23 protein-coding genes are annotated in these 24171 nt (G+C 67.0%); 11 read left to right on the top strand and 12 right to left on the bottom strand.

Annotation, left to right across the window (positions count from 1 at the left end; genetic code table 11):
- Positions 1-3: 3 nt before the first annotated feature.
- From paoC to AC07U1_RS03775, 8 genes are all read right to left on the bottom strand, one after another.
- On the bottom strand, positions 4-2211 hold the full coding sequence (paoC, locus tag AC07U1_RS03810) for an aldehyde oxidoreductase molybdenum-binding subunit PaoC (protein ID WP_495177380.1): 2208 nt from the start codon (positions 2209-2211) through the stop codon (positions 4-6).
- A 3-nt stretch (positions 2212-2214) separates the two neighbouring features.
- Positions 2215-3165 (bottom strand): FAD binding domain-containing protein, encoded by a 951-nt coding sequence (locus AC07U1_RS03805; protein WP_495177381.1) that lies wholly within the window; start codon positions 3163-3165, stop codon positions 2215-2217.
- The gene (gene paoA, locus AC07U1_RS03800) at positions 3162-3806 is read right to left on the bottom strand and encodes an aldehyde dehydrogenase iron-sulfur subunit PaoA (RefSeq protein WP_495177382.1); all 645 of its coding nucleotides are present in this window, start codon (positions 3804-3806) and stop codon (positions 3162-3164) included. The genes AC07U1_RS03805 and paoA overlap by 4 nt, the downstream gene beginning before the upstream one ends.
- 206 nt (positions 3807-4012) lie before the next feature.
- Positions 4013-5479: a S41 family peptidase gene (locus AC07U1_RS03795; RefSeq protein WP_495177383.1), complete on the bottom strand. Its 1467-nt coding sequence runs from the start codon at positions 5477-5479 to the stop codon at positions 4013-4015.
- 198 nt (positions 5480-5677) lie between these two features.
- Positions 5678-6262, bottom strand: a complete 585-nt coding sequence (locus tag AC07U1_RS03790) for a histidine phosphatase family protein (protein WP_495177384.1) — start codon at positions 6260-6262, stop codon at positions 5678-5680.
- Between the two features lie 132 nt (positions 6263-6394).
- Positions 6395-7114, bottom strand: coding sequence for an RlmE family RNA methyltransferase (locus tag AC07U1_RS03785; RefSeq protein WP_495177385.1), 720 nt, complete (start codon positions 7112-7114; stop codon positions 6395-6397).
- Complete coding sequence (locus tag AC07U1_RS03780) at positions 7111-8208, bottom strand: Ppx/GppA phosphatase family protein (protein ID WP_495177386.1); 1098 nt, start codon at positions 8206-8208, stop codon at positions 7111-7113. The genes AC07U1_RS03785 and AC07U1_RS03780 overlap by 4 nt, the downstream gene beginning before the upstream one ends.
- 381 nt (positions 8209-8589) lie before the next feature.
- On the bottom strand, positions 8590-9000 hold the full coding sequence (locus AC07U1_RS03775; protein ID WP_056344913.1) for a glycine zipper 2TM domain-containing protein: 411 nt from the start codon (positions 8998-9000) through the stop codon (positions 8590-8592).
- Between the two features lie 189 nt (positions 9001-9189).
- Between AC07U1_RS03775 and AC07U1_RS03770 the strand changes: the two genes are divergently transcribed.
- Positions 9190-10176, top strand: a complete 987-nt coding sequence (locus AC07U1_RS03770) for an esterase-like activity of phytase family protein (protein ID WP_495177387.1) — start codon at positions 9190-9192, stop codon at positions 10174-10176.
- Between the two features lie 37 nt (positions 10177-10213).
- Here AC07U1_RS03770 and rpmB read toward each other — a convergent pair whose 3' ends face one another.
- Entirely contained in the window at positions 10214-10507 is a 294-nt protein-coding gene (gene rpmB, locus AC07U1_RS03765; protein WP_056344908.1) for a 50S ribosomal protein L28, read from the bottom strand.
- A 143-nt stretch (positions 10508-10650) separates the two neighbouring features.
- Between rpmB and tadA the strand changes: the two genes are divergently transcribed.
- A complete protein-coding gene (gene tadA / locus AC07U1_RS03760; RefSeq protein WP_056344905.1) occupies positions 10651-11106 on the top strand; it encodes a tRNA adenosine(34) deaminase TadA in 456 nt (151 codons plus the stop codon).
- On the opposite strand, the gene AC07U1_RS03755 is transcribed toward tadA, so the two are convergent.
- Complete coding sequence (locus tag AC07U1_RS03755) at positions 11103-11807, bottom strand: NAD-dependent deacylase (RefSeq protein WP_495177388.1); 705 nt, start codon at positions 11805-11807, stop codon at positions 11103-11105. The genes tadA and AC07U1_RS03755 overlap by 4 nt on opposite strands.
- Before the next feature lie 168 nt (positions 11808-11975).
- Between AC07U1_RS03755 and dapB the strand changes: the two genes are divergently transcribed.
- The 6 genes from dapB to AC07U1_RS03725 all read left to right on the top strand — a co-directional run bounded on the left by dapB (position 11976) and on the right by AC07U1_RS03725 (position 17540).
- Positions 11976-12704, top strand: a complete 729-nt coding sequence (gene dapB / locus AC07U1_RS03750) for a 4-hydroxy-tetrahydrodipicolinate reductase (RefSeq protein ID WP_495177389.1) — start codon at positions 11976-11978, stop codon at positions 12702-12704.
- Complete coding sequence (locus AC07U1_RS03745) at positions 12644-13639, top strand: YwqG family protein (protein WP_495197648.1); 996 nt, start codon at positions 12644-12646, stop codon at positions 13637-13639. Before dapB ends, AC07U1_RS03745 begins: the two co-directional genes overlap by 61 nt.
- A 10-nt stretch (positions 13640-13649) precedes the next feature.
- Entirely contained in the window at positions 13650-14174 is a 525-nt protein-coding gene (locus AC07U1_RS03740; RefSeq protein ID WP_156377596.1) for a hypothetical protein, read from the top strand.
- Positions 14175-14197: 23 nt separating this feature from the next.
- A complete protein-coding gene (locus tag AC07U1_RS03735) occupies positions 14198-15364 on the top strand; it encodes a M48 family metalloprotease (protein WP_187140038.1) in 1167 nt (388 codons plus the stop codon).
- The gene (nth, locus tag AC07U1_RS03730) at positions 15361-16020 is read left to right on the top strand and encodes an endonuclease III (protein WP_492735441.1); all 660 of its coding nucleotides are present in this window, start codon (positions 15361-15363) and stop codon (positions 16018-16020) included. Before AC07U1_RS03735 ends, nth begins: the two co-directional genes overlap by 4 nt.
- A gap of 146 nt (positions 16021-16166) precedes the next feature.
- On the top strand, positions 16167-17540 hold the full coding sequence (locus AC07U1_RS03725; protein ID WP_495177391.1) for a M20/M25/M40 family metallo-hydrolase: 1374 nt from the start codon (positions 16167-16169) through the stop codon (positions 17538-17540).
- A 3-nt stretch (positions 17541-17543) separates the two neighbouring features.
- Here the strand turns inward: AC07U1_RS03725 and AC07U1_RS03720 are convergent, their stop codons facing one another.
- Entirely contained in the window at positions 17544-18140 is a 597-nt protein-coding gene (locus AC07U1_RS03720; protein ID WP_495177392.1) for a TetR family transcriptional regulator C-terminal domain-containing protein, read from the bottom strand.
- Positions 18141-18173: 33 nt separating this feature from the next.
- Here AC07U1_RS03720 and AC07U1_RS03715 point away from each other — a divergent pair, with 33 nt between their 5' ends.
- From AC07U1_RS03715 to AC07U1_RS03705, 3 genes are read left to right on the top strand one after another with little or no spacing between them, the layout of a single operon-like run.
- On the top strand, positions 18174-19340 hold the full coding sequence (locus AC07U1_RS03715) for an aromatic ring-hydroxylating oxygenase subunit alpha (RefSeq protein ID WP_495177393.1): 1167 nt from the start codon (positions 18174-18176) through the stop codon (positions 19338-19340).
- Positions 19337-20557, top strand: coding sequence for an FAD-dependent oxidoreductase (locus tag AC07U1_RS03710; protein ID WP_495177394.1), 1221 nt, complete (start codon positions 19337-19339; stop codon positions 20555-20557). The genes AC07U1_RS03715 and AC07U1_RS03710 overlap by 4 nt, the downstream gene beginning before the upstream one ends.
- Positions 20554-22161: a phytoene desaturase family protein gene (locus tag AC07U1_RS03705; RefSeq protein WP_495177395.1), complete on the top strand. Its 1608-nt coding sequence runs from the start codon at positions 20554-20556 to the stop codon at positions 22159-22161. Before AC07U1_RS03710 ends, AC07U1_RS03705 begins: the two co-directional genes overlap by 4 nt.
- Here the strand turns inward: AC07U1_RS03705 and AC07U1_RS03700 are convergent.
- Positions 22120-24108 (bottom strand): AAA family ATPase, encoded by a 1989-nt coding sequence (locus AC07U1_RS03700; protein WP_495177396.1) that lies wholly within the window; start codon positions 24106-24108, stop codon positions 22120-22122. The two genes, AC07U1_RS03705 and AC07U1_RS03700, sit on opposite strands and share 42 nt — an antisense overlap.
- Between the last annotated feature and the right edge of the window lie 63 nt (positions 24109-24171).

Genomic DNA, 24171 nt, shown 5'->3' with positions numbered 1-24171 from the left:
GCGTCATGCGATCTCCGGCAACCGGCCGATGAGCTTGTCGAGCGTGACCGGATAGTCGCGCACGCGGATGCCCGTCGCATGATAGACGGCGTTGGCGACCGCCGCCGCGACGCCGCAGATGCCGAGTTCACCGACGCCCTTCGCCTTCATCGGCGACGTCGTCGGGTCGACCTCGTCGAGGAAGATCACCTCCTGATGCGGGATGTCGGCGTGGACCGGCACCTCATAGCCCGCGAGGTCGTGATTGACGAAAAATCCGAACCTCTTGTCGACCGCCAGTTCCTCCATCAGCGCCGCGCCCGCGCCCATCGTCATCGCGCCGATGACCTGGCTGCGTGCCGCCTTGGGGTTGAGAATGCGGCCCGCGGCGCACACCGCGAGCATGCGCCGGATGCGGATTTCGCCGGTATAGCTGTCGACCGCCGCCTCGACGAAATGCGCGCCGAAGGTCGATTGCTGCATCTTCTCGGCGAGGTCGCCGAATTCGATCATGTCCTCGGCGACCAGATCGCCATCGACGCTGGCCTTGGTGAGCGCGACGCTCTTGCCGCCCGCGCGGACCTCGCCCTTCTCGAAGACGGCATCGGCGGGGGCGAGGCCCAGCTTCTCCGCGATCGCGGTGCGCAGCTTGACGCAGGCCGCATAGACCCCCGCCGTCGAGCTGTTAGCGCCCCACTGCCCGCCCGACCCCGCCGAGACGGGGAAGCGCGAATCGCCCAGCCGCACCTCGACCTGGTCGAGCGGCACGCCCATCATTTCGGCGGCGGTCTGCGCGATGATCGTATAGCTGCCGGTGCCGATGTCGGTCATGTCGGTTTCGACGACGATCTTGCCCGACCGCTCGAGCCGCACCCGCGCCGCCGAATTGCCGTTGAGATTGTTGCGGAACGCCGCAGCGACCCCGGTGCCGACCAGCCAGCGCTCGTCGCGGGTCTGCCCCGGCTTGGGATTGCGGTCCTTCCACCCGAATTTATCGGCGCCCAGCGTCAGGCATTCGTTGAGCCGGCGCTGCGAAAAACGCCGTTCGGGCTTTTCGGGGTCGACCTGCGTGTCGTTGAGGATGCGCAGCGCCACCGGGTCGATGCCCAGTTTCTCGGCCATCTCGTCGATCGCGATTTCCAGTGCCATCAGCCCGGGGGCCTCACCCGGCGCGCGCATCGCATTGCCTTCGGGCAGGTCGAGCACCGACAGCCGCATCGCGGTCATCCGGTGCGGCGCCGCATAGAGCAGGCGCGTCTGTCCGACCGCGGTTTCGGGGCCGCCGCCCTTGAGGTCGCCCGACCAGCTTTCGTGCCCGATCGCGGTCAGCTTGCCGTCGGTCGTCGCGCCCAGCCGGATGCGCTGGATCGTCGCGGGGCGGTGGGTGGTGTTGTTGATGATCAGCGGCCGCTGCAGCGCGACCTTGACCGGCCGCCCCGCCGCCTTGGCGCCGAGCGCGGCGAGGATCGCATCGGCGCGGACGAACAATTTGCCGCCGAACCCGCCGCCGATATAGGGCGAGACGAGCCGGACCTTCTCCTTCGCGATGCCCAAGGTCTTCGCGACGTCGCCGACCGACCAGTCGATCATCTGGTTTGACGTCCACAGCGTCAGCCTGTCGCCGTCCCAGTTCGCGATCGACGCGTGCGGCTCCATCATCGCATGGCTGTGGTCGGGCGTGGTGTAGCGCGCGTCGAGCTTGACCGGCGCGCTCGCAAAGGCCGCATCGAAATCGCCGAAGCGGCTGTCGGCTTCGGTGCCGAACGAGGCGGGCGGCTTGACCGCGCCGTCCAGCGATTTGGCGAGGTCGAATTGGCCCTTGCTGCGCACATAATCGACGCGGACGAGCGCCGCGGCGGCGCGCGCCTGTTCGAAACTCTCCGCGACGACGAGCGCGATCGCCTGGTGATAATGCTCGATCTCGGGCCCGCCGAGCAGCTTCGCGGTGTTGAAATCGCCCTTGGCGAGCATCCCGGCGCTCGCGGCGGTGACGACCGTCAGCACCCCCGGCGCCGCCTTCGCGGCCGCGATGTCCATCGACGATATCCGCCCCTTGGCGATCGCGGCGCCGACGATATAGCCATAGGCCTGGTTCGCCGCCGCGTCGTGGCGTTCATAGGCATAGGCCGCGGTGCCGCTGGTCTTTAGCGGTCCCTCGATCCGGTCGGTCGGCTTGCCGACGACCTTCAGCCGGTCGATCGGATTGTCGGTGGCGGGCGTGTCGAACTTCATGGCTCAACCCTTCGCTTGCGCCAGCACCGCGGCGAGCGTGCGCTCGACCAGCGGCAGCTTATACGCGTTTTCGTGGCTCGTCTTCGCGCCCGTCAGCAGCGCCGCGGCCACCGCCTTGGCGCCGCGCGGCATCTCGGCATCGGCGGCCTTCACCCGCCAGGGCTTGTACCCCACCCCGCCGAGCGCGACCCGGCCGCTGCCGTCCTTCTGCACCACGACCCCGACCGAGATCAGCGCAAAGGCATAGGACGCCCGGTCGCGGACCTTGTGATAGATATGCGTGCCGCCGACGGGCCTGGGCAGGGTTACCGCGGTGATCAATTCGCCCGGCGCCAGCATTGTTTCGAGATGCGGCGTGTCGAGCGGTGCGCGATAGAAATCGGCGAGCGGAACCGCGCGGGCCTTGCCCGCCGCGTCGACCGTCTCGACGACGGCATCCAATGCCTGCATCGCGACCGCCATGTCGCTCGGATGGGTGGCGATGCACGCGTCGCTCGCCCCGACCACCGCGTGCAGCCGGCTGAAACCGCCGATCGCGGCGCAACCGCTGCCGGGCCTCCGCTTGTTGCACGGCTGGTTGATGTCGTAAAAATAGGGACAGCGCGTGCGCTGGAGCAGATTGCCCGCGGTCGTCGCCTTGTTGCGCAATTGCCCCGACGCGCCCGCGACCAGCGCGCGCGATACCAGCCCATAGTCGCGCCGCACCCGCGCGTCGGCGGCCAGGTCGGTGTTGCGCACCATCGCCCCGATCCGCAGCCCGCCTTCCGCCGTCGGCGCGATCGTGTCGAGCGACAGCCGGCTGACGTCGATCAGATGCGCCGGGGTCTCGATCTCCAGCTTCATCAGGTCGAGCAAATTGGTGCCCCCCGCGATGAAGCGCGCGCCCTTGGTCTTCGCAAAGGCGGCGGTGGCGGCGGCGGGGCTTGCGGCCCGCTCATAGGTGAAGCTCTTCATGCCTTCACCCCCGCGACATCGGCGATCGCGTCGACGATGTTCGAATAAGCGCCGCAGCGGCAGATATTGCCGCTCATCCGCTCGCGCAGTTCGCGCGGCGTGACCTGCGGCGCGTCCGTCAGGTCAGGGGTGACATGGCTCGGGATGCCCGCTTCGATCTCGCCCAGCACCGCGACCGCCGAACAGATCTGGCCCGGGGTGCAATAACCGCATTGATACCCGTCATGGGCGATGAAGGCCTCCTGCATCTTGTGCAGCGTGCCGGGCAGGCCCAGTCCTTCGATCGTCGTGATCTTGTCGCCATCGTGCTGGACGGCGAGCGACAGGCAGCTGTTGATCCGCCGCCCGTCGACGATGACGGTGCAGGCCCCGCATTGCCCGTGGTCGCAGCCCTTCTTGGTTCCCGTCAGGCGCAGATGCTCGCGCAGCGCGTCGAGCAGGGTGGTGCGCGTGTCGAGTTCCAGGTCGTGCGGCTTGCCGTTGACCTCGAACGCGACGCGCGCCGTCGGCGGCGGGGCGGCGGCATTGCCGGCTGTCGCTTCGGCTGCAAGGGGCGGCGGCACGGTGACCGCGGCGACCGAGGCGGCACCACCGGCGATCAGCCCGCGCCGCGAAATGGGAAACTCTTGCGGTGTAACCATGCCATGTCCCCGATGATTTCTATCGCTCGCGGACATGCAGTCCCCGCGGAGCCTCGACGATATTATGCCGGACGGGGCGATGCGTTGCCGCCCTTCACGATTTTGGGTTGTGGCGACACGCTATCATGACGCGGCGGACCGGGGCAAGCGCGCTCGGCTTTGCCCGCCACGATGCGGGGTCTTCTTCGTCGGAACGGCCCGGGGCGTCAGAACAGCCCGGGCATCTCGCGCTGCGCGGCGCTCGGCGTTTCGCTTTCCAGCATTTCGAGCGCGGGCACGGCGCTTGGCGTCAGGCTCTTCGATGCGACCCGGCTGTCGGCGCTCGTGATCCGCGCCCCGCAACTCCGCCCGGCCAGGAAATCGATCGCCGACCGCAGCGACGCCTCGTTGGGATCGCCGAGCTGGACCGACAGATTGTCCGCCGCCGCGCAGCTGTTGGCGATCTTGGGCGCAAGACCGGCAAAATAGTCGCTCGCCCCCGACGCGTTGCCGGTGGCGAAGGCGATGACGCGCATCCGGTCGTCGCATTCGGCCTTGTCGAGCGCGATCTGGCCGACAGGCTTGCCAAAGGTGTTGCTGCCGACCAGCGTCATGCTGGTACCCAGATAGGGCAGCATGCCGTTGATCACCAGTTCGCTCGCCGATGCGGTCGATCCGGTGCCGATGAAGGCGATCCGTGTCGGCGCGATCGATTCGGGCTGGCTGGTGAAGAAATGCCGGTCGTTCTCGGCCGCTTTCGACGGGCGGAAATCGGTGCGCGAAAACAGCTCGCTGGCATTGCGGTTGCGGCCCAGCAGGTCGCCCATCAACTCGGCCGTGCTCACCAGCCCGCCGCCATTGTAGCGGAAGTCGATGACGATGTCGGTCACCCCCTGGTTGCGGAAATTCAGAAAGGCCGCGCGCAACTGCGGGTTCGCCGAACTGATGAAGGTGCGCAGGTTGATATAGCCGTAATTCTTCCCGCCCTCGCTGATGATCTTGGCGCCATAGCGGTCCGAAATCGGGTCGATCTCGAAATCGGCCTTGGTCACGGTCACGTCGCGCTGGTTGCCGCCACCCGCATCGAGGATCCGCAGCACCCGCGTGGTGCCCACGGTGCTCGGGCCCAGGGCGTCGGTAATGCCCCCCGTGCCGCTCGCGGCGACGATGTCGCCGATGCTGCGCAGATTCGCCGCGCTGGTCCCGATCGCGGTGATCTGCGTGCCGCGGTCGATCCCCGCGGCGAACGCCGGCGCGCTTTCATAGGCTTCGGCGATGACGACGCGCTGGGTCGACGGATTATAGGTCAGCCGGACGCCGAAACCCGCGCTGGCGCCGCTCGAGAAAAAGGCATTCTCCTCGGCGATCGAGGTGATGTAGGTGAAAAAGCGGTCCTTGTTCGCCGCGCGCGCCGGCGCGACGAGCGCGTCGATATAGGATTGGACGCTGCTGTGGCTCGCCTTGTTGACCCCGGCCGCGACGTCGCTGGGAAACAGATACCATTCGTCGATCACCGCCTTGGCGAAATCCTGCCGCGCCGACAGGCCGCAGCTCGCGGTGGGCGTCGGGGTAGGGGTCGGCGTCGGTGTGACCGTCACCGGCGGCGCCCCGCCTCCACCACCGCCCCCGCAACTCGCGAGGACAAAGGCCGACATCGTCAGCAAGGCGATGGATTTTCCAGCGATTCGGCGCATTGTCATTCCCCGATTGATCGTGGCGCAGACGCGGCGAGCGATAGCATGGCTGCGACCATGGCTGTGTATAGGTGTTGGAATCGCTCGGCAATGATATGGATCATAGGGTGCGATGAAATGAATGACGGTTTTGGGGTGGATACGAGACGGGCGGTTTGGCAGCAGCGCTCCTCGAATAGCAGACATCCCCGATGCGCGTCAGTTGACGCGAATGGGTTCGACGCGGCCATTGGCTAATCGCCATATTATGTCCTGTGGAACGGGCAGGCAGAGGGCATCATCTTTGGCCAGACTTAGATAGGCTCCCCGAATGAGGCGCCCTGTCAAACCATGCGACACGGCAAGTACGACGCCTTGCAAGCTATCCAGCCATTGAGTTACTCGCGACATGGCAGCATCGTAGCTTTCACCGTCAGGTGATCGGAAAAACCAGTCGAATGGGGTCGTTTCGTCCAACCTGCCGGGCCACTGCGCGTCTATGTCCGTATGGGTAAGACCGTCCCACGAGCCAACCGAAACTTCCGCAATTCGAGGTTCCCACTGTGGCTCCGGAAATTTTCCAAAAGTTTTGATAATGGCTGTGGTTTTGCGCACTCGGCCCAACGGACTTGCGACCAACGCATCTATCCCGGCCGCGATTGCGGCTAGGTGCCTTCCGCATGCTTCCGCCTGTGCCACCCCTTTTTCCGTCAGGTGAGAGTCTAGCTTTCCTTGGAAACGGCCAGATGCATTCCATTCGGTTTCACCATGCCGAACCAGATAGATTTCTTTTTGCGACGACATAGCTACTGAGCACCTGCAACCTCTGGTTCCGCTACTCTTACAAAGGCTACCCTTCGGCCGCCACCGCCATCCCCCTGCAAGCGTCCGCTCATAGGACGTCAACGTCTTGACGAGAATGGCTGATTTCGGTCGCTAGCCGCCGCCGGCCTGATCTTCCACGTTCGCCTTGCGCCCCTTGAACCCCTGCGCCACCACGAACATCTCGGGCGACCCCTTGCGGCTCGACGGCGGCTTGGCGTGCTTCACCGTGGCGAAATTCTGCTTGAGCAGCGTCAGCAGGCTATGATCGGCACCGCCCGCGAACACCTTGGTGACAAAGCTGCCGCCGGGCTGCAGCGTGCGGACCGCGAAATCGGCGGCGGTTTCGGCGAGCCCGATCGTACGCAGATGGTCGGTCTGCGGATGGCCAACGGTGTTCGCCGCCATGTCCGACAGGACCAGGTCGGGGGCGGAGCCCAGCGCCTCGATCAGCGCGTCGGGTGCGGCATCGTCCATGAAATCCATCTGCAGGATCTCGACCCCTTCGATCGGTTCGCATTCGAGCAGGTCGATGCCGGCGATCTTCGCGCGCGGGTTGGTCTTGCGCACCACCTGTGACCAGCCGCCCGGCGCGATCCCCAGGTCGACGACGGCGCGCGCTTTTTTGACGAAGCTGAATTTCTCGTCGAGTTCGATCAGCTTGTACGCGGCGCGCGAGCGATAGCCTTCGGCCTGCGCGCGGCGCACATAGGGGTCGTTCAATTGCCGCGACAGCCAGCGCGTCGACGATGTGCTGCGCTTCTTCGCGGTCTTGACGCGGACATGCAGTCCGCCCCGTCCACCCTTAGCGCCGCCGCCCTTGCCCTGACTCATTTGCGATACTCGCGGCGGGTGACCGGCACGTCGCGGCCCTGCATTGCCAGCGTGCGCAATATGCCTTCGCGGATGCCGCGGTCGGCGACCCCGACGCGCGCGGCGGGCCACAGGTCGATGATGCTCTCCAGGATCGCGCAGCCCGCGACGACCAGATCGGCGCGTTCGCGCCCGATGCAGCCGATTTCGGCGCGGTCGGCGATGCTCGCCTCGGCGAGTCGGCGGCTGATGTCGCGCATCGCATCACAGGGCACGACCAGCCCGTCGACGGCACGCCGGTCGTAACGCGGCAGGTCGAGGAAGACGCTGGCGAGCGTCGTCACCGTGCCGCTGGTGCCGAGCAGGCGCAGCGGTTGGCCCGAATAGCGTTCGGCGCGCGCGGCGAAGGCGGCAAAGGCGTCACGGGTGACTTGGCGCATCTGCGCATAGCCGGCCTGACGGTCGGCCATCGTCGCACCCTCGGCGGACGCATGTTCGGTCAGCGACACGACGCCCCACGGCACGCTGACCCAGTCGCGAATCGCGACGTCATGGCCGTCGCCCTCGACGTGCATCAACTCGGTCGATCCGCCGCCGATGTCGAAGATCAGCGCCGGGCCGTCGCCGGGTTCCATCAGATTGTGGCAACCGAGCACCGCCAGCCGCGCCTCCTCGGCGGGGGCGATGATGTCGAGCACGATGCCGGTTTCGCGCTTCACCCGGTCTGCCAGTTCCTGTCCGTTGCTCGCGCGGCGGCACGCCTCGGTCGCGACCGCGCGCGACAGGCTGACGTGGCGGCGGCGCAATTTGTCGGCACAGACGGCGAGCGCGGCGACCGCGCGGTCCATCGCGGCATCGCTGATCCGCCCGCTGCCGTGCAATCCTTCGCCGAGCCGGACGATGCGCGAAAAGGCGTCGATGACGACAAGCTCGCCGTCCTGCGGACGCGCGATCAGCAGCCGGCAATTGTTGGTGCCAAGGTCGATCGCGGCATAGCTTTTGGGCCGCGTGAAGGGCGCCGGGCGGGGATTGCCGTTCGGCGCCTGCCGATTCGGGCTTTCCCTGTTCTGCGCCGCCGCCCCGGGCCGCGGCGACCGCCCCTGGGGCGCTGCCATTTGCCGCATGGCTATTCTTACCTGTTTCTCACGCGCCCGAAGACCGGACGTGCACTTGGGGGCAAGACTAGGCGCAGGGGCACGCGATGGCAACCCCGGCGGCTTGGGGGGTGGGGTGTGGAACGTTGGACGTCAAAATCCTCCCTGTCGCGCAGCGATGGGGAGGGAGGCCATCCGTGTAGCGGCTGCTGGAGGGGCCGCAACGTCGCGCCAATGCCCCTCCGTCAGCGCTTCGCGCTGCCACCTCCCCATGGCTGCGCCACAGGGAGGATCTTATGTTCGCACCCGATCGCTCCACCCCAACCCAAAAGAAAAACCCGCCCGGTACGAAACCGGACGGGGAACAAGGTAGGAAGAGATTATTGGAGGTCGGGTCAGCCCTTAACGGCAGCCGTCATTCCCCTTGTCGATGGCGCGGCCGGCGATGGCGCCGACGGCACCGCCGAGGATGACGCCGAGCGTGCGGTCACCGCGGCCGGCGATTTCATGGCCGGCCAGGCCACCGGCGATCGCGCCGATCACCGTGCCGCCGGTGCCGTTGTCGCACTGGCGATAGTTGCGGTTGTTGTAGCGGCGCTGGTCGTAACGGCGGTCGTTGCGGTAATCGCGGCGGTCGTAATTGCGATTGTCGCGGCGGTCATAGCGGCGGTCGTCGCGGCCATAGCGGGCGTCATAGCTCGAATAGCCGTCGCGGTTGTAATAACCGTTCTGCGCCGCGGCGGGAGTGGCTGCCAGGCCCAGCGTCGCGGTGGACATCAGGGCGGCGATCGAGAGGGTCACCATCTTTTTCATTTTCTGTCTCCTTCTTTCGTCTTCGGCCCTTTGGGGCGGTGGTCGATGAAAGAGGTTCTAGGTGATTCGCGTTGAGCTTAGCCTGAACATCATTGTTGGCTGGCGTTCAGGCTGCGTTGCCCGCGGTTCATCTTCGGCGACGCTTTGCCGCGCTTTCCTTTGTCCGCCGATCGCTCTAGGCCCCGGGCGATGCGCCGCCTTCTCCCCGCTGCCCTGATCTTCCTGACGCTCGGGCCGGTGCCATGGACCGGTTTTCGCTATCCGGTGGTCGACCGGAGCCAGACGGCGAGTGCGCGGCCGCTCCTCTATCCCGCCGCGACCGGCGGCACCTTGCGTTTTGTCGAGGGCTGGCGGCTGACCAGTTCGAACAGCATGTTCGGTGGCTTTTCGGCGCTGGCGCTGCGCGGCGACAGGCGCTTCCTGCTGATCGGCGACAATGGGGAGGCGACGCGGCTGACGCTCGGCGCCGACGGATCGGTGTCCGACGTGGCGATCGCCGCGCTGCCGACTCCGCCGCGCAGTCCGCAGCGCAAGGCCTTCACCGATGCCGAGGCGATGGTGCGCGATCCCGTCACCGGCAAGCTGTGGATCGCGCTCGAGGGGATCAACCAGGTCTGGCGCATCGATGCCGGGCTGACCCGCGTCGAATCGCGCCGCCGCTCGCCCGCGCTCTACCGCTGGCCGGCGAATCGCGGACCCGAGGCGATGGTGCGGCTCAAGGACGGCCGCACCATCCTCTTTTCGGAAGGCGAGGACCGCAATGATTACGGGACCGAAGCGCTCGTCTACACCGACGACCCAGCGGTGCCGGGCAAGCCGCCGTTGCTTTTCTATTATGACGCCGAGGGCAAGGGCCAGGTCAGCGACGCCGCGCCGCTGCCCGACGGGCGCATCCTGCTCGTCCACCGCCTGCTCGGGCTGGGTCCGCTGTTCACGACGACGCTGGCGATCGTCGACCCGGCCGATATCGGCAAGGGCCGGGTGGTGCGCTCGCTGGCGATCGGGCAGGTGCCCGAACCCTTGCGCGAAAATTACGAGGGCGCCGCGGTGGCGGTCGAGGACGGCCGCACCTTCGTCTGGCTCGTCGCCGACGACAATTTCAACAGCTGGCAGCGCAGCCTGCTGCTGAAGGTCGAACTCGTCGACCTGCCGGACAGCAAAAAGGCCGCGCGGTAAACCGGCGGCCTCCATGCGATTCGAAAGCTTGGGAAGCTTAAGCGGCCTTTTCGGCCAGCTTCTTCACCACGTCCTTCTTCAGCTTACGCGCCGAAGCCGACAGCTGGTCGTCGCCGGCCTTGATCAGCCAGTTGTCGAGGCCGCCATTATGCTCGACGGTGCGCAGGCCGTGCGTCGACACGCGCAGCTTGAAACCCTTGCCGAGGGCGTCCGACAGCAAGGTCACATTCTGCAGGTTGGGCAGGAAGGTGCGCTTGGTCTTGTTGTTGGCGTGGCTGACATTGTTGCCGACCATACGACCCTTGCCGGTCAGTTCGCAGATGCGCGACATGATATCTGTCCTCGTACAAAAAATTTCGGTTCGGCGTCCGGGCGCTTCCCGATAAATCGGGGACTGCAGGACCGGAGTGAGCCGGGAAAGGCGCGCGCTTATCGGCTTGTCGCAGATTCGTCAAGGGACTAGCGGGAAAAGCGATGCCGCAATTTCCCCTGCCCGAACCGATGCGCGCCGCGCTGAACCTCGCCAAAGCCGCCGCGGACGCGGGCGAAGTGCCGGTCGGCGCGGTGATCGTCAAGGACGGGGTGATCATCGCCGAAGGCCACAACCGCCCTCGCGAATCGCACGACCCGACCGCCCACGCCGAAATCGTCGCGATTCGCGCCGCCGCCGCCAGACTCGGCAACGACCGCCTCGACGGCTGCGACCTCTATGTCACGCTCGAACCCTGCGCGATGTGCGCCGGCGCGATCGCCCACGCCCGCATCGCGCGCCTCTATTATGGCGCCGATGATCCCAAGGGCGGTGCCGTCGTCCACGGCCCGCGCGTGTTCAGCCAGCCGACGATCCACCACCGCCCCGAAATCTACGATGGCATCGGGGCGGGCGAAGCGGCGGCCCTGCTCCGGGATTTCTTCGCGGCGCGGCGCTAGGCGCCCAGCATTTCCTCCACCCAAGCCGGCACCAGCACACTCGCCGGTCCGTGCCGCGCTTCGCCGAACCAGTGCGACCCCTGACTCGGCTCCATGTTGAGCTCGAGCGTCCGCGCCCCGCTCGCCCGCGCCTCGCGCACGAAGCCCGCCGCCGGATAGACCGCGCCCGACGTCCCGATCGACACGAACAGGTCGGCGCGGTTCAGCGCATGATAGATCGCGTCCATATGATAGGGCATCTCGCCGAACCACACGACGTCGGGACGCAGCAGCCCCGCGACCCCGCACGCGGGGCAGGCCGGCCGCTCGATCAGCGGGCCGGTCCAGGGGCTGCGCGTGTCGCATCCGGTGCACCAGGCGTTCAGATGCTCGCCATGCATATGGATCAGCCTTTTGGCCCCCGCGCGCTCATGCAAATCGTCGACATTCTGCGTCACGATCAGCAATTCGCCCGGCCAGGCCGCATCGAGCCGCGCCAGCGCGTCATGCGCCGCATTCGGCACCTTCGACTGGATCGCTTCGCGCCGCGCGTCATAGAAACGGTGGACGAGGCCGGGGTCGCGGACAAAGGCCTCGGGGGTCGCGACATCCTCGACGCGGTGCTGTTCCCACAATCCGCCGCCGTCGCGAAACGTGTCGATGCCGCTCTCGGCCGACACCCCAGCGCCGGTCAGGATGACGATGTTTTGAATCTCTTTCATGCGTCCCTCTTATCCGTTCGTGTCGAGCCCTTCGCCTGCCTTTAGCAGGCGCTCAGGATAAACTTCCACCAACGTTGGAAGCCGAGACACGCAAGGCGCGGCGCCAACGTGTCTCGACTTCGCTCGACACCAGCGGTTAAAGGGAGGCGGTATTTCGGGGGACGCATTATGACCAGCATCGGCATCGTCGGCAGCCAGGGCCGCATGGGCCTCGTGCTCGCGGCCGCCGCGGCGGAGGCCGGGGCGCGGCACTGCGGCATCGACAAGGGCGGCGATATCGCGAAGCTTGCCGCGGACGCCGACGTGCTCGTCGATTTCTCCTCGCCCGCCGCGCTCGAAGCCACGCTCGACGCTTGCGTCGCTGCAAAGACCCCGATCGTCATCGGTACCACCGGGCTCGAGGAGCGGCATCATTATCTGATCGACGACGCGGCGCAGGACATTGCGGTGCTCCAGACCGGCAACACCTCGCTCGGCGTCACCCTGCTCGCGCATCTGGTGCAGGAGGCCGCGGGGCGCCTCGGCCCCGACTGGGACATCGAGGTCGTCGAAATGCACCACCGGATGAAGGTCGACGCCCCCAGCGGCACCGCGCTGCTGCTCGGCCAGGCCGCCGCCGACGGGCGCAACATCGACCTCGCCACCTGCTCCGAACGCGGCCGCGACGGCCTCACCGGCGCGCGCGGCCATGGCAAGATCGGTTTCGCCAGCGTCCGCGGCGGCACCGTCGCGGGCGACCATGACGTCATCTTCGCGGGGAACGAGGAGATGATCACCCTGTCGCACCGCGCCGAAAACCGCATGATCTTCGCGCGCGGCGCCGTGCGCGCCGCGCTATGGCTGATCCACCAGAAGGCCGGACGCTATACGATGCCGCAGGTGCTGGGGCTTTCGTGACCGCCGAACTGTTCGGCCTTCTCTGCGCCGCGATCGTCGTCGCCCTGGTCCTTGTCGGCCCGGCCCGCCGCTGGCTGGCCGAGCGCGCGAACCTGAAGACCTGGCGCAAGGACCTCGGGGCATGGAAGGCCGAAGACGAGCGACGCAATCCGCCGGGACCGCCGATCACCGATGCGGAGATCGCCGCGATCAGGGCGTGGTTCCCCGCGCACGCGCTGCCCGCCGCCGAACTCAAGCCCGATCCCGACCAGCCCATCCGCCCCGACGGTTGCCGCCTTGGCGGCCCCGCATGGGTCGCCGACGGAGCCGACTGGCCGCTCGACGCCGCAGCCCGGCCGATGGATTTCGTCGCACAGATCGACTTCGTCGACCTGCCGCCGCTCGACGGTTTTCCGAGCCGCGGCGTGCTGCAATTCTTCCTCCCCTGTGAGGACATCATGGGCGCCGATTTCGACGAGCCCGCCAATTCGGCGATCCGGCTGGTCTGGCATCCAGCGGGCCTGCCTGCGGGCCGGCTCGTCGATGCACCGCCCCCGCCCGAGCCGATGGGGCCTCTCCATGATCGGACCCGAGCGCGCGGTGTCATGCTGGTCGCATCGGCGGCGCGGCACGAACCGCCGATCGGGGACTACAGCACGCGCGGCCTGCTCGACGGACTGTGGAACCGTCCCAATATTAAGACGGTCGAGGACTGGTATTTCGGCCCCGATCGCCGCGAACCGATCGTCCACCACGTCGGCGGCTACCCTTCCTTCACTCAGTCCGATTTTCGCGAGGCCGGCCATTATGACGATTATGACCGCACGCTGCTCCGCCTCACTTCGGACGCGCATATCGGCTGGGGCGACGTCGGCGAGGCGGTGTTCCTGATCCGCCACGCCGATCTTGCCGCGCGTGATTTCTCGCGCGTCGCTTTCTCCTGGGACTGCCATTAGGATGACCGACATGGACAAGGTAACCGCATCGGCCTGCACATGGCGCGAGGAAGGCGGCGGCGAGGCGGCGGCGGCGCGTATCCTGCCCTTCCTCGAAGAGGTGGGGATCGAGGTCGACTGGATCGGCGACCAGAAGGAACAATTGCTCGAAGGCCTCGCGATCGTCGAGGGCCGTTTGCTGATCGACCCCGACACCCCCGTCTGGCCGGGCGACCTGCTCCACGAGGCGGGGCATATCGCCGCCGTTGCGCCCGAAGACCGCGCGACGCTCGGCCCGCTCGTCGCCGATCCGACCGACGAGATGGTCGCGATCGCCTGGTCCTATGCCGCGTCCCTGCCGTGCGAGCTGCCGCTGCGCCAGCTGTTCCACGACGGCGGCTATCGCGGCGACAGCGCGGCGCTGATCACCAGCTACGCCACCGGCCGCTATATCGGCGCGCCGATGCTCGGCCTGTACGGCATGACCGCCGACCTGCGCACCGCGCTCGCCGAAGGACTGCCCGCCTTTCCCGTGCTCAGCCGCTGGCTGCGCTGACCTTTCGATCCTGGAGTGACGCCATGAGCTTCGATCCCGCTATCGCTACCGCCGCCTATATCGACGGCCTCGGCCCCGCCGCGCTCGCCAAGGCGGCGGCCTATACCGTCGGCAGCGAATGGCTGCTCCTGTGGAACCTCGTCGTCGCCGCTGTCGTCACCTTCCTCTTCGTGCGGTTCCGCATCCTCGACCGCGTTTCGGCGAAACTCGAACGGCGCGGCTGGGCCGTCCGCACTTTCCTGATATGCGCCGCCTTCCTGCTGCTCTCGGCGCTGCTCACCCTGCCGTGGGACCTTTACACCAATTTTTTCCGCGAAAGCGCCTATGGCCGCACCAGCCAGCCGCTCGGCGACTATCTTGCGCAGTCGGCGATCTCGCTCGTCATCGGTACGCTGTTCGGCGCGCTCTTCTTCCTCGGCATCTATGCGCTGATCCGCCGCGCCGGAAAGCGCTGGTGGATCTGGTCGGGCGGCCTCGCCGCGACCGCGATCCTCGCCATCCTGCTCGTCTCGCCGATCGTCGTCGAACCCCTGTTCAACGATTACAAGCCGCTTACTGCAGGCGCAGTCCGCGACGCGCTCGAAGTGCAGGCAAAGGAAGCGGGCATTGAACCCGACCGCATCTTCGTTTTCGACGGCTCGCGCCAGTCGAACAATTTCACCGCCAATGTCTCGGGCCTCGGCCATTCGGCGCGCATCGCCATTTCGGACGTCGCGCTGAAAGGCGCCTCGCTCGACGAGGTTCGGGCGGTGACGGGGCACGAAATCGGCCATTATGTTCTCGGCCAGATCTGGTGGATGATCGCCGTCTTTTCGCTGCTCGCGATCCTGCTCTTTTTCCTCGCCGACCGCCTCTTCCCTCGCTTCGCGCGCCTCTTCGGCAGCGATGCGACCATCGGCGACGCGCGCGGTTTCCCGGTGCTCATGTTCATCGTCTCGCTCTTTGGCCTGCTCGCGCAGCCGGTGCAGAATTGGGTGGTTCGCAAGGGTGAGACTGAGGCCGATCTGTACTCGGTGCAGACGGTCAACCTGCCCGACGCGATGGCCAGCGCGTTGGTCAAGACCGCCGAATATCGCAACCCGCGCCCGAACGCGGTCGAGGAGTTCCTCTTCTATTCGCACCCCTCGGTCGAACGCCGCGTCCGCGCCGCGATGGAGTGGAAGGCGGCGCATCCGCCGAAGGCCGAATGAAAAAGGCCGATATCTTCGAATTCTACCGCCGCCTCGCCGAACTGAACCCCAGTCCCGAGACCGAGCTTCAGTTCGGCAACACCTATCAGTTGCTCGTCGCGGTGGTGCTGTCGGCGCAGGCGACCGACGTCGGGGTGAACAAGGCGACGCGCCTGCTGTTTCAGGAGGTGAAGACCCCGCGGCAGATGGTCGATCTCGGCGAAGAGGGGCTGAAGCAGCACATCAAGACGATCGGGCTGTTCAACGCCAAGGCGAAGAATGTCATCGCACTCAGCGAAATCCTCGTCCGCGACTTCGGCGGCGAGGTGCCCGCCGACCGCGACACGCTCGTCGAACTGCCCGGCGTCGGGCGCAAGACCGCCAATGTCGTGATGAACTGCGCGTTCGGCGCGGAAACCTTCGCGGTCGACACGCATATCTTTCGCGTCGGCAACCGCACTGGCCTGGCGCCGGGAAAAACCGTGCTCGCGGTCGAAAAAAAGCTGGAGAAGGACACGCCGCAGCCCTTCCGCGTCGGCGCCCACCACTGGCTGATCCTCCACGGCCGCTACATCTGCAAGGCGCGCACCCCCGAATGCTGGCGCTGCCCGGTCGATGATTTGTGCCGGTTCAAGCCGAAGACCCCGGCGCCGAAGGCGAAGAAGATCGCGGCTTGATTTCCTATCGTCACCCCGGGCTTGACCCGGGGCCTGCCTTGTCTTGAAGGCAAAAAAGGCGGGTCCCGGGTCAAGCCCGGGATGACGGATTGCTTTCCGTCACCATATCGCTTGCGAACCCGCCGCACCCGCCATAACCCGTTGCCATGCGCAACCTTACCGCCCCGCTCGCCCTCGCCGCCGCCCTGATCGCCGCCGCGCCCGCCCACGCCAAACCCGCCGACACCGACACCGCGAAGAAAATCCTGATCGACAGCATCGCGATCCCGACCGTCGAGGGCCGCGGCAAGGTGCCAGAACTCGCCGCCTATTACGCCGGCGTTCTCAAGGCCGCGGGTTACACCGACGCCGATATCGAAATCACGCCGATCGGCGAAACCGCGACCTTCGCCGCGACGCTCCAGGGCACGGGCAAGGGCAAGCCGATCGTGCTGCTCGGCCATATGGACGTGGTCGAGGCCGACGCGAAGGACTGGACGCGCGATCCCTTCGTGCCGGTCGAGGAGCAGGGCTATATCTTCGGCCGCGGGTCGGAGGACAATAAGTTCGACGTCTCGATGATGGTCGCGACGATGGCGCAGCTCAAGAAGGACGGTTTCAAGCCCAAGCGCTCGATCATCCTGCTGCTCTCGGGCGACGAGGAAACCTCGATGCTCACCACCCGCGCGCTCGCCGCCAAGTACAAGGGCGCCGAATTCGCGCTCAACGGCGATGGCGGCGGCGGGCTGATCGGCGAGGACGGCAAGCCCAAATATTACGGGCTGCAGGCGGGTGAAAAAACCTATGCCGATTTCGTGCTGGAGGTCACCAACCCCGGCGGTCACAGCTCGCGCCCTTCGGCCACCAATGCGATCGTCCAGCTCTCGAACGCGCTGGCGAAGGTCGGCGCCTACCGCTTCACGCCGCAGCAGAATGAGCTGACCAAGGTCGGCATGCCGATCGTCGCCGATCAGGTCGGCGGCGACATCGGCGCGGCGCTCAAGGCCTTTGCGGCCAATCCCGCCGACGCGAACGCTATCGCCGCGATCCGCACCGACCCCGAATATGTCGGCCAGATCGGCACCACCTGCGTACCGACGTTGGTCAAGGGCGGCCATGCCGAAAATGCGCTGCCGCAGCGCGCCACCGCGAACATCAACTGCCGCATCTTCCCCGGCGTGCCGGTCGAGACGGTGCGCGCCGAGCTGGAAAAGGTGATCGCCGACCCCGGGGTTAAGGTGAACACCGATCCCGACGCCAGCGCCAGCGACGCCTCGCCGCTGCGCCTCGACGTCGTCGCGGCGGTGACTAGGGCGGTGCATGCGCGCGCGCCGGGCCTGCCGATCATCCCCTCGATGAGCGCGGGTGCGACCGACTCCTATCATTTCCGCATTCAGGGCGTGCCGAGCTACGGCGTCGCGGGCCTCTTCTCGAAAGCCAGCGACAGCTACGCCCACGGCCTCAACGAACGCGTCCCCGTCGACGCGATCGCCCCCGCGCTCGCGCACTGGGACAGCCTGCTGCGCGACCTGTCGAAATAAGAGTCAGACGAGCGCCGCGACCGCGCGCTCGACCATCGCCACTGCCGCCTCGGCGCCGAAGCTTTCGGCGTCGAGCGACAGTTCGAGCCATAGCCCGTCGACCATCGCGGTCAGCAAAACAGCCAGTTTTGCGGCCTCGGCCGGCGTCACGCCGCACGCGATGAGCAAGTCGCCCAGCCGTGCGCGATAGCCGGCGTAACTTTCCGCGTGGATCTGCACCATCCGTGCGTCGCTGCGGGCCAGCGCCCAGAACGCCGTCCACGCCCCCAGCAGTTCGGGATCGGTCACCGGCGGGCGGAAACTCGCGGTCAGATAGGCGTTCAGTCGCGCCCGCGGATCGGGTCCCGCGCCTTCGATGGCAGCGGCAAAAATCGCGTCCATCCGGTCGCTCGTCGCGCGGTAGGTGGCGGCAACCAGATCGTCGATTCCTGCGAAATAATGCCGTAAAAGCCCGGGTGACACCCCCGCTTTCGCGCAGATCGCCCGGACTTTGGTTCCCGCCAGCCCCTGTTCGGCCAGCACCGCCGCGGTCGCCTCGATCAGCGCCCCCCGGCGGGCATCGGCGCTTTCGCGCGTAAAGGCTTGGCGAGCGGGCTGCATATTGTTATACGTATGTACAACAAGGATCGACTCATGGCAACGCTGCGCGACACTTTCACCAACATCGACCCCCAGGACGGCTGGTCTTTGCCGGCCTGGACCTACAGCGATCCCGATTTCCACGCCGCCGAAATCGAGCGCATCTTCCGCCCAAGCTGGCAGGTCGTCTGCCACGACAGCGACATTCCAAACGTTGGCGACTGGCACAGTATCGACTATTGCGGCGAAAGCGTCATCGTCGTGCGCGGGGCCGACCGCGGTGTGCGCGCCTTCACCAACGTCTGCCGCCACCGCGGCTCGCGCCTCGTCGATGGCGCGGCGGGCTGCGCCAAAAAACTCGTCTGCCCCTACCACGCCTGGACCTACGACCTCCACGGTCGGCTGACCGGCGTACCCGACAGCGCGAGCTACCCGACACTCGACCGGAGCAAGGCGGGGCTCGTCCCCGTCGGCCTCGAACAATGGCGCGGCTTCTGGTTCGTCCGCCTGACCGACGATGGCGGTCCCTCGGTTGCATCGATGATGGCGCCCTATGAGGCACAGGTCGCACCCTATCGCTTCGAGGAACTCGGCGCGCTCGGCCGCGTCACGCTGCGCCCGCGTGATGTGAACTGGAAGAATGTCGGCGACAATTATTCGGACGGTCTCCACATCCCCGTCGCGCACCCCGGCCTCACCCGCCTGTTCGGCAAAAGCTATGGCGTCGAGGCCGAGGATAATGTCGACCGCATGTGGGGCGACCTGATCGACCGCCCGTCGGCCAACTGGTCCGAACGCATGTACCAGCGCCTGCTGCCGCCGGTCCCGCACCTGCCACAAGCGAGCCAGCGCCACTGGCTCTATTTCAAGCTCTGGCCCAATGTCGCCTTCGACATCTATCCCGACCAGGTCGATTTCATGCAATGGCTGCCGACCGGCCCCACGACCTGCCTGATCCGCGAAATCAGCTACGTTCTGCCCGACGACCGCCGCGAAATGAAGGCCGCGCGCTATTTGAACTGGCGCATCAACCGCCAGGTCAATGCCGAGGACACCGAACTGATCACGCGGGTGCAGGCGGGCATGCAGTCGAAGAGCTTCACCATGGGTCCGCTCAGCGACAAGGAAGTCTGCCTCAAGCATTTCTGCGCGCGGATGCGCGACATCATCCCCGAAGCGCGGCTCGAACAAGCGCCCGCCGCAGGGTGGAGCCGCCGTTGAGCCAGTCGGCGCCCGTGGTGATCGTCGGCGGCGGTCCCGCCGGCATGGTTGCGGGGCTGCTCTTCGCGCGCGCCGGGGTGCCCGTCACGATCCTTGAAAAGCACGCCGATTTCCTCCGCGATTTCCGCGGCGACACCGTACATCCCTCGACGCTCGAACTGTTCAACGAGATCGGCCTGCTCGAGGAACTGCTGAAAGAGCCCCACGCCGCGATCGACACGATGACGCTCAACCTGCTTGGGCAGCGCTATACGATCGCGACGATGAAGCATTTGCCCGTCGCGGCGCGCTTCGTCGCGATGATGCCACAATGGGACCTGCTCGATTTCATCGCGGGGCAGGGGCGCAAATATCCGACCTTCGACCTGCGCATGTCGACCGAGGCGAGCGGATTCTCCTACGATGCCGCCAATCGCGTCAGCGGCGTGACGCTCGCGAGCGGCGAGGCGCTGCCCGCGCGGCTGGTCATCGCCGCTGACGGGCGTCGCTCGGTGCTTCGCGATGCGGCCGAACTGCCGCTCGAAGATCTGGGGGCGCCGATGGACGTGCTGTGGTTCCGCGTTCCCCTGCCCGCGGGCATGGACATGTCCGAAGTCGCGCTCGGCACGATCGACAAAGGCGGTATGGTTGTCGCCATCCCGCGCGGCGATTATTGGCAATGCGCGCAGATCATCGAAAAGGGCGGCTTTGCCCCGATCGAGGCGCAGGGCATCGCGGCCTTCCGCGAGCGCATCGTCGCCATCGCCCCGGGCCTCGCCGCCGGGATCGATGCGATCCATAGCTTCGACGACGTCAAGCTGCTCTCGGTCGCGCTCGACCGGCTGACCCGCTGGTCGCGCCCGGGGCTGCTCGCGATCGGCGACGCGGCGCATGCGATGTCGCCCGTCGGCGGGGTCGGCATCAACCTTGCGGTGCAGGACGCCGTCGCAGCGGCCAATATTCTCGCCGCCCCGCTCGCCGCCGGCGCCGATCCCGATCCGCTGCTTGCGCGCGTGCAGGACCGCCGCTGGACACCTACCACGCGCATGCAGGCGGTCCAGCGTTTCGCACACCAGCGCGTCATCGAACCGATGCTGCGCGGCGAAATTACCCGCGTGCCCTTCGTGGTGCGCCTGCTTAACCGCATTCCGCTGCTGCGCCGCATTCCCGGCCGCATCCTCGGCCTCGGCTTCGGCCGCCAGCATGTCCAATCCCCGCTTGCGAAAGAATTTCTATGACCAAAGCCTATGACGCCCTGATTATCGGCGCCGGCCACAACGGCCTCGTCTGCGCCTTCTATCTCGCCAAGGCGGGGCTCAAGGTCCGCATCGTCGAGGCGCGCGGCGTCGTCGGCGGTGCCGCGGTGACCGAGGAGTTCGCGCCGGGCTTCCGCAACTCGGTCGCGAGCTACACCGTCAGCCTGCTCCAGCCCAAGGTGATCGCCGACATGAAGCTCGCCGATCATGGCTACCGCGTCATCGAGCGGCCGATCAGCAACTTCCTGCCGCAGGAGGATGGCGGCTACCTCAAGCTCGGCGGCGGGCTCGAACGCACCCAGGCCGAGTTCCGCAGATTCTCTGCCCGCGACGCCGACGTGCTGCCGCAATATTATGACGCGCTCGAAAATGTCGCAGAACTGCTCCGCGACCTCGCGCTGCGCGTGCCGCCCAATGTCGGCGAAGGCTTCCGCACGCTGATCGACGGCGCGCGGCAGGGGCGGCGTTTCACGGGGCTCAGCCTCGAACAGCAGCGCGACGTGCTCGACCTCTTCACCAAGTCGGCGCGCACGATGCTCGACAGCTGGTTCGAGAGTGAGGCGGTCAAGGCCGCCTTCGGCTTCGACGCCGTCGTCGGCAATTACGCCAGCCCCGACACGCCGGGCAGCGCCTATGTGCTGCTCCACCACGTCTTCGGCGAAGTGAACGGCAAGAAGGGCGCCTGGGGCCACAGCGTCGGCGGCATGGGCAAGATCACGGAGATCATGGCGAAGGTCTGCCGCGACCTTGGCGTCGAGATCAGCCTCGAAAGCCCGGTCGAGAAGGTGCTCGTCGACGGCGACAAGGCGGTCGGGGTGAAGCTCGCCGGCGGCGAGGAAATCGCCGCCGCGCGCGTCATCGCCAATGTCGGGCCGAAACTGCTCTACGAACGGCTGATGGACGCGTCCGACCTGCCGGGCGATTTTCAGCGCCGTATCCGCGGTTTCAAGGCGGGCAGCGGCACCTTCCGCATGAATGTCGCGCTGTCGGAACTCCCCAAGTTCACCTGCCTGCCCGAACCCGGCGAACATCACCAGTCGGGGATCATCCTCGCGCCGACACTCGACTATATGGACCGCGCCTTCCTCGACGCGAAACAGTTCGGCTGGTCGAAGAAGCCGATCGTCGAAATGCTGATTCCCTCGACCGTCGACGACAGTCTCGCGCCTCCCGGTCAGCATGTCGCCAGCCTCTTTTGTCAGCAGTTCGCGCCCGAGCTGCCCGATGGTCGCGACTGGGACGATGAGGAAGGCGCTGCCGCCGACGCGATCATCGATACCGTCGAGGCACATGCGCCGGGCTTCCGCGCCAGCATCGTCGGCCAGACGCGCCTCTCGCCCAAGGGGCTCGAACGCAAGTTCGGCCTGATCGGCGGCGACATCATGCACGGCAATATGACGCTCGACCAGCTCTGGGCGGCGCGGCCCGTGCTCGGCAACGGCGGCTACCGCGGCCCGGTGAAGAACCTCTATATGTGCGGCGCTGGAGCTCACCCCGGCGGCGGAGTCACCGGCGCGCCGGGACATAATGCCGCCGAGGTGGTGCTACGCGACCGGGGTTTCTTCGCGCCGAAGTGGCGCGTCTGATCCGAACCCCATCGGCTGCGGCATCGCGGGGCGCGCGGCGCGCTCGCGCCGCAGCCGATCGACCAGCGCTGCATCGTCGATCGCGCCGGTAAAACGCATCTGCCGCGCGACGACGGCGAAGTCGCCGAGCGTCAACCCGCTGAGCCGGTCGAGCGTCGCCGGCGCTTCGCGCGCGAAGAAGTGTGCGAACGCCCGCCGTGCCCGCACCTCGTCGAGCGCGCGCATTTCGACCTTGAACACAAAGCGGCGTGCTGACGCGGGGTCGAGCTTCGCCGCATGGTTCGTTGCCGCGGCGAAGGGCAGCGAATGATCCTCCATCCAGGTCAGCAGTTCGTTGACCCGGCTCACCTCCCAGCTGTGCGCCGCCCCCTGCCGGTCGGCGAGCAGCGAATCGACCTCATCGAAGAAGAGCATCGCCCCCTGCCGCCGGGCCTCGGCGAAGGCCCCCGCGATCGCTTTCTCGGTCTCGCCGACCCATTTGGACATCAGGTCCGACGCGCGCTTGATATGCAACGGCCGCCCCAGCCGCCGCGCCAGCGCCTGCACCGCCTCGGTCTTCCCCGTTCCGGGAGGCCCGGTGAGCAGCAGCGAGAAATCGGCGGGGCCGCCCTCGCACGCCAGGCTGGCGAACAGCGCCGGAAGGTCGGTGTCGGCGGCGAGCAGCATCTCGTCGAAATCACGCGGCGTGCGCGGTTCGATCGTCTCGCCGCGCATTGCGCCCAGAATGGAGCCTGCGAAGCGACTCGCGCTGTCGGCGTCGCCCGCCAGCGCGGCCGCGCGGGCCGCGACGCGGAACAGCGATGCGGTTTGGGGCGCACGCGCGGCGAGCGCGACGAGCGCCGGATCGACCGCGACCTTTTCCTCGCTGCTGACCCGGTCGAGCATGCTCGGGCTATGCGCGATGCTCGGAAAGTCCATGCGGATCGACAGGCTGAACCGGCGCAGGATCGCCGGATCGACATCGGCGATGCAGTTCGATGTCCAGATGACCGGGACGACATTCTCCTCGAGCAGCCGGTTGACGAACAGCTTCGACCCCGACCGGTTGCGGATGCGGCCATCCTGCTCGATTTGCGCATTGCCGAGCAGGTCTTCCATTTCGTCGAACAGCAACAGTGCACGCCCGCGCTTCTCAAGCGTCCGCAGCGCCAGACGCAGCGCGGCGACGCGGTCGAAACGACTCGGTTCGTCGCCGTCGCTGTCGGCTTCGCCCACCGCATGCAGCGGCTCGCCGAGCGACGCCGCGAGTGTCCGCGCCAGCTCGGTCTTCCCCGTTCCCGGCGGGCCGTGGATCAGAATGTTGATCCCCCGCGCGCCGCCAGCCATCGCTCCGCGCAGCAGCGCAAGCGCCAGATCGGCTTCGCGCTGCCGCGCGGGAAAGTCGGCCATCGCATGGCGCGCGGTCTGGCGGCGACCGAGCAGGCCGTCGATCAGACTGTCATGCTGCCCTGTCTTGGCGTCGAGCAGCCGCTCGAACGACCAGCACAGGCCGAACTCGACCTTGCCCTCCTTGCTCGTCCAGCGACCGACGAGGTCGAGCCGCACCACTTCGGCGGTGCGAATGGCATGCGGGGCAAGCCCAGTGAGCGTTCCGACCAAGGCCTCCATGTCGAGCCCCTCGACCTCGACCAGCTTGGCGAGGCTGCGCGTCAGCGGCCCGCGCTCCATCGCGGTGACGAGCAGCAGCAGCGCACGCTCTTCGGCGGCGAGATCGAGCGCGTCGGCCAGCCGGTTTGCCTGCATCAGGCTTTCGTCCTCACGCGCATTGGGCGCCGGGGCCATGGGCCCGAGCAACGCCGTGCGCGCGATGGTCTTTTCGTCGAACCCGAGCGCGGCGGCGCGCGCGCGGGCCCAGCCGAGCAGGACCCGGCCGGTCTTGGTCTTGCCCGGATGATCCGTGGCGACGGCCCGCGCAAGCGCGCGAGCCCAATGGCTGTCGTGCAACATAAATACCTGCCTGCGGCCGGCGGACGCACGGCGCCCGACGGCTGAGTTGATGTTGGCGGGTTG

This window comes from Sphingopyxis sp. GW821-FHT02C12 (assembly GCF_059421785.1).
The sequence above is the reverse complement of the archived record's forward strand: the minus strand, read 5'-3'. Positions and strand labels throughout refer to the sequence as shown.

Excerpts from the sequence above, each read along its gene's own strand:
- paoC (WP_495177380.1), bottom strand. The coding sequence starts at position 2,211 with ATGAAGTTCGACACGCCCGCCACCGACAATCCGATCGACCGGCTGAAG.
- AC07U1_RS03805 (WP_495177381.1), bottom strand. The coding sequence starts at position 3,165 with ATGAAGAGCTTCACCTATGAGCGGGCCGCAAGCCCCGCCGCCGCCACC.
- paoA (WP_495177382.1), bottom strand. The coding sequence starts at position 3,806 with ATGGTTACACCGCAAGAGTTTCCCATTTCGCGGCGCGGGCTGATCGCC.
- AC07U1_RS03795 (WP_495177383.1), bottom strand. The coding sequence starts at position 5,479 with ATGCGCCGAATCGCTGGAAAATCCATCGCCTTGCTGACGATGTCGGCC.
- AC07U1_RS03790 (WP_495177384.1), bottom strand. The coding sequence starts at position 6,262 with ATGTCGTCGCAAAAAGAAATCTATCTGGTTCGGCATGGTGAAACCGAA.
- AC07U1_RS03785 (WP_495177385.1), bottom strand. The coding sequence starts at position 7,114 with ATGAGTCAGGGCAAGGGCGGCGGCGCTAAGGGTGGACGGGGCGGACTG.
- AC07U1_RS03780 (WP_495177386.1), bottom strand. The coding sequence starts at position 8,208 with ATGGCAGCGCCCCAGGGGCGGTCGCCGCGGCCCGGGGCGGCGGCGCAG.
- AC07U1_RS03775 (WP_056344913.1), bottom strand. The coding sequence starts at position 9,000 with ATGAAAAAGATGGTGACCCTCTCGATCGCCGCCCTGATGTCCACCGCG.
- AC07U1_RS03770 (WP_495177387.1), top strand. The coding sequence starts at position 9,190 with ATGCGCCGCCTTCTCCCCGCTGCCCTGATCTTCCTGACGCTCGGGCCG.
- rpmB (WP_056344908.1), bottom strand. The coding sequence starts at position 10,507 with ATGTCGCGCATCTGCGAACTGACCGGCAAGGGTCGTATGGTCGGCAAC.
- tadA (WP_056344905.1), top strand. The coding sequence starts at position 10,651 with ATGCCGCAATTTCCCCTGCCCGAACCGATGCGCGCCGCGCTGAACCTC.
- AC07U1_RS03755 (WP_495177388.1), bottom strand. The coding sequence starts at position 11,807 with ATGAAAGAGATTCAAAACATCGTCATCCTGACCGGCGCTGGGGTGTCG.
- dapB (WP_495177389.1), top strand. The coding sequence starts at position 11,976 with ATGACCAGCATCGGCATCGTCGGCAGCCAGGGCCGCATGGGCCTCGTG.
- AC07U1_RS03745 (WP_495197648.1), top strand. The coding sequence starts at position 12,644 with ATGGCTGATCCACCAGAAGGCCGGACGCTATACGATGCCGCAGGTGCT.
- AC07U1_RS03740 (WP_156377596.1), top strand. The coding sequence starts at position 13,650 with ATGGACAAGGTAACCGCATCGGCCTGCACATGGCGCGAGGAAGGCGGC.
- AC07U1_RS03735 (WP_187140038.1), top strand. The coding sequence starts at position 14,198 with ATGAGCTTCGATCCCGCTATCGCTACCGCCGCCTATATCGACGGCCTC.
- nth (WP_492735441.1), top strand. The coding sequence starts at position 15,361 with ATGAAAAAGGCCGATATCTTCGAATTCTACCGCCGCCTCGCCGAACTG.
- AC07U1_RS03725 (WP_495177391.1), top strand. The coding sequence starts at position 16,167 with ATGCGCAACCTTACCGCCCCGCTCGCCCTCGCCGCCGCCCTGATCGCC.
- AC07U1_RS03720 (WP_495177392.1), bottom strand. The coding sequence starts at position 18,140 with ATGCAGCCCGCTCGCCAAGCCTTTACGCGCGAAAGCGCCGATGCCCGC.
- AC07U1_RS03715 (WP_495177393.1), top strand. The coding sequence starts at position 18,174 with ATGGCAACGCTGCGCGACACTTTCACCAACATCGACCCCCAGGACGGC.
- AC07U1_RS03705 (WP_495177395.1), top strand. The coding sequence starts at position 20,554 with ATGACCAAAGCCTATGACGCCCTGATTATCGGCGCCGGCCACAACGGC.
- AC07U1_RS03700 (WP_495177396.1), bottom strand. The coding sequence starts at position 24,108 with ATGTTGCACGACAGCCATTGGGCTCGCGCGCTTGCGCGGGCCGTCGCC.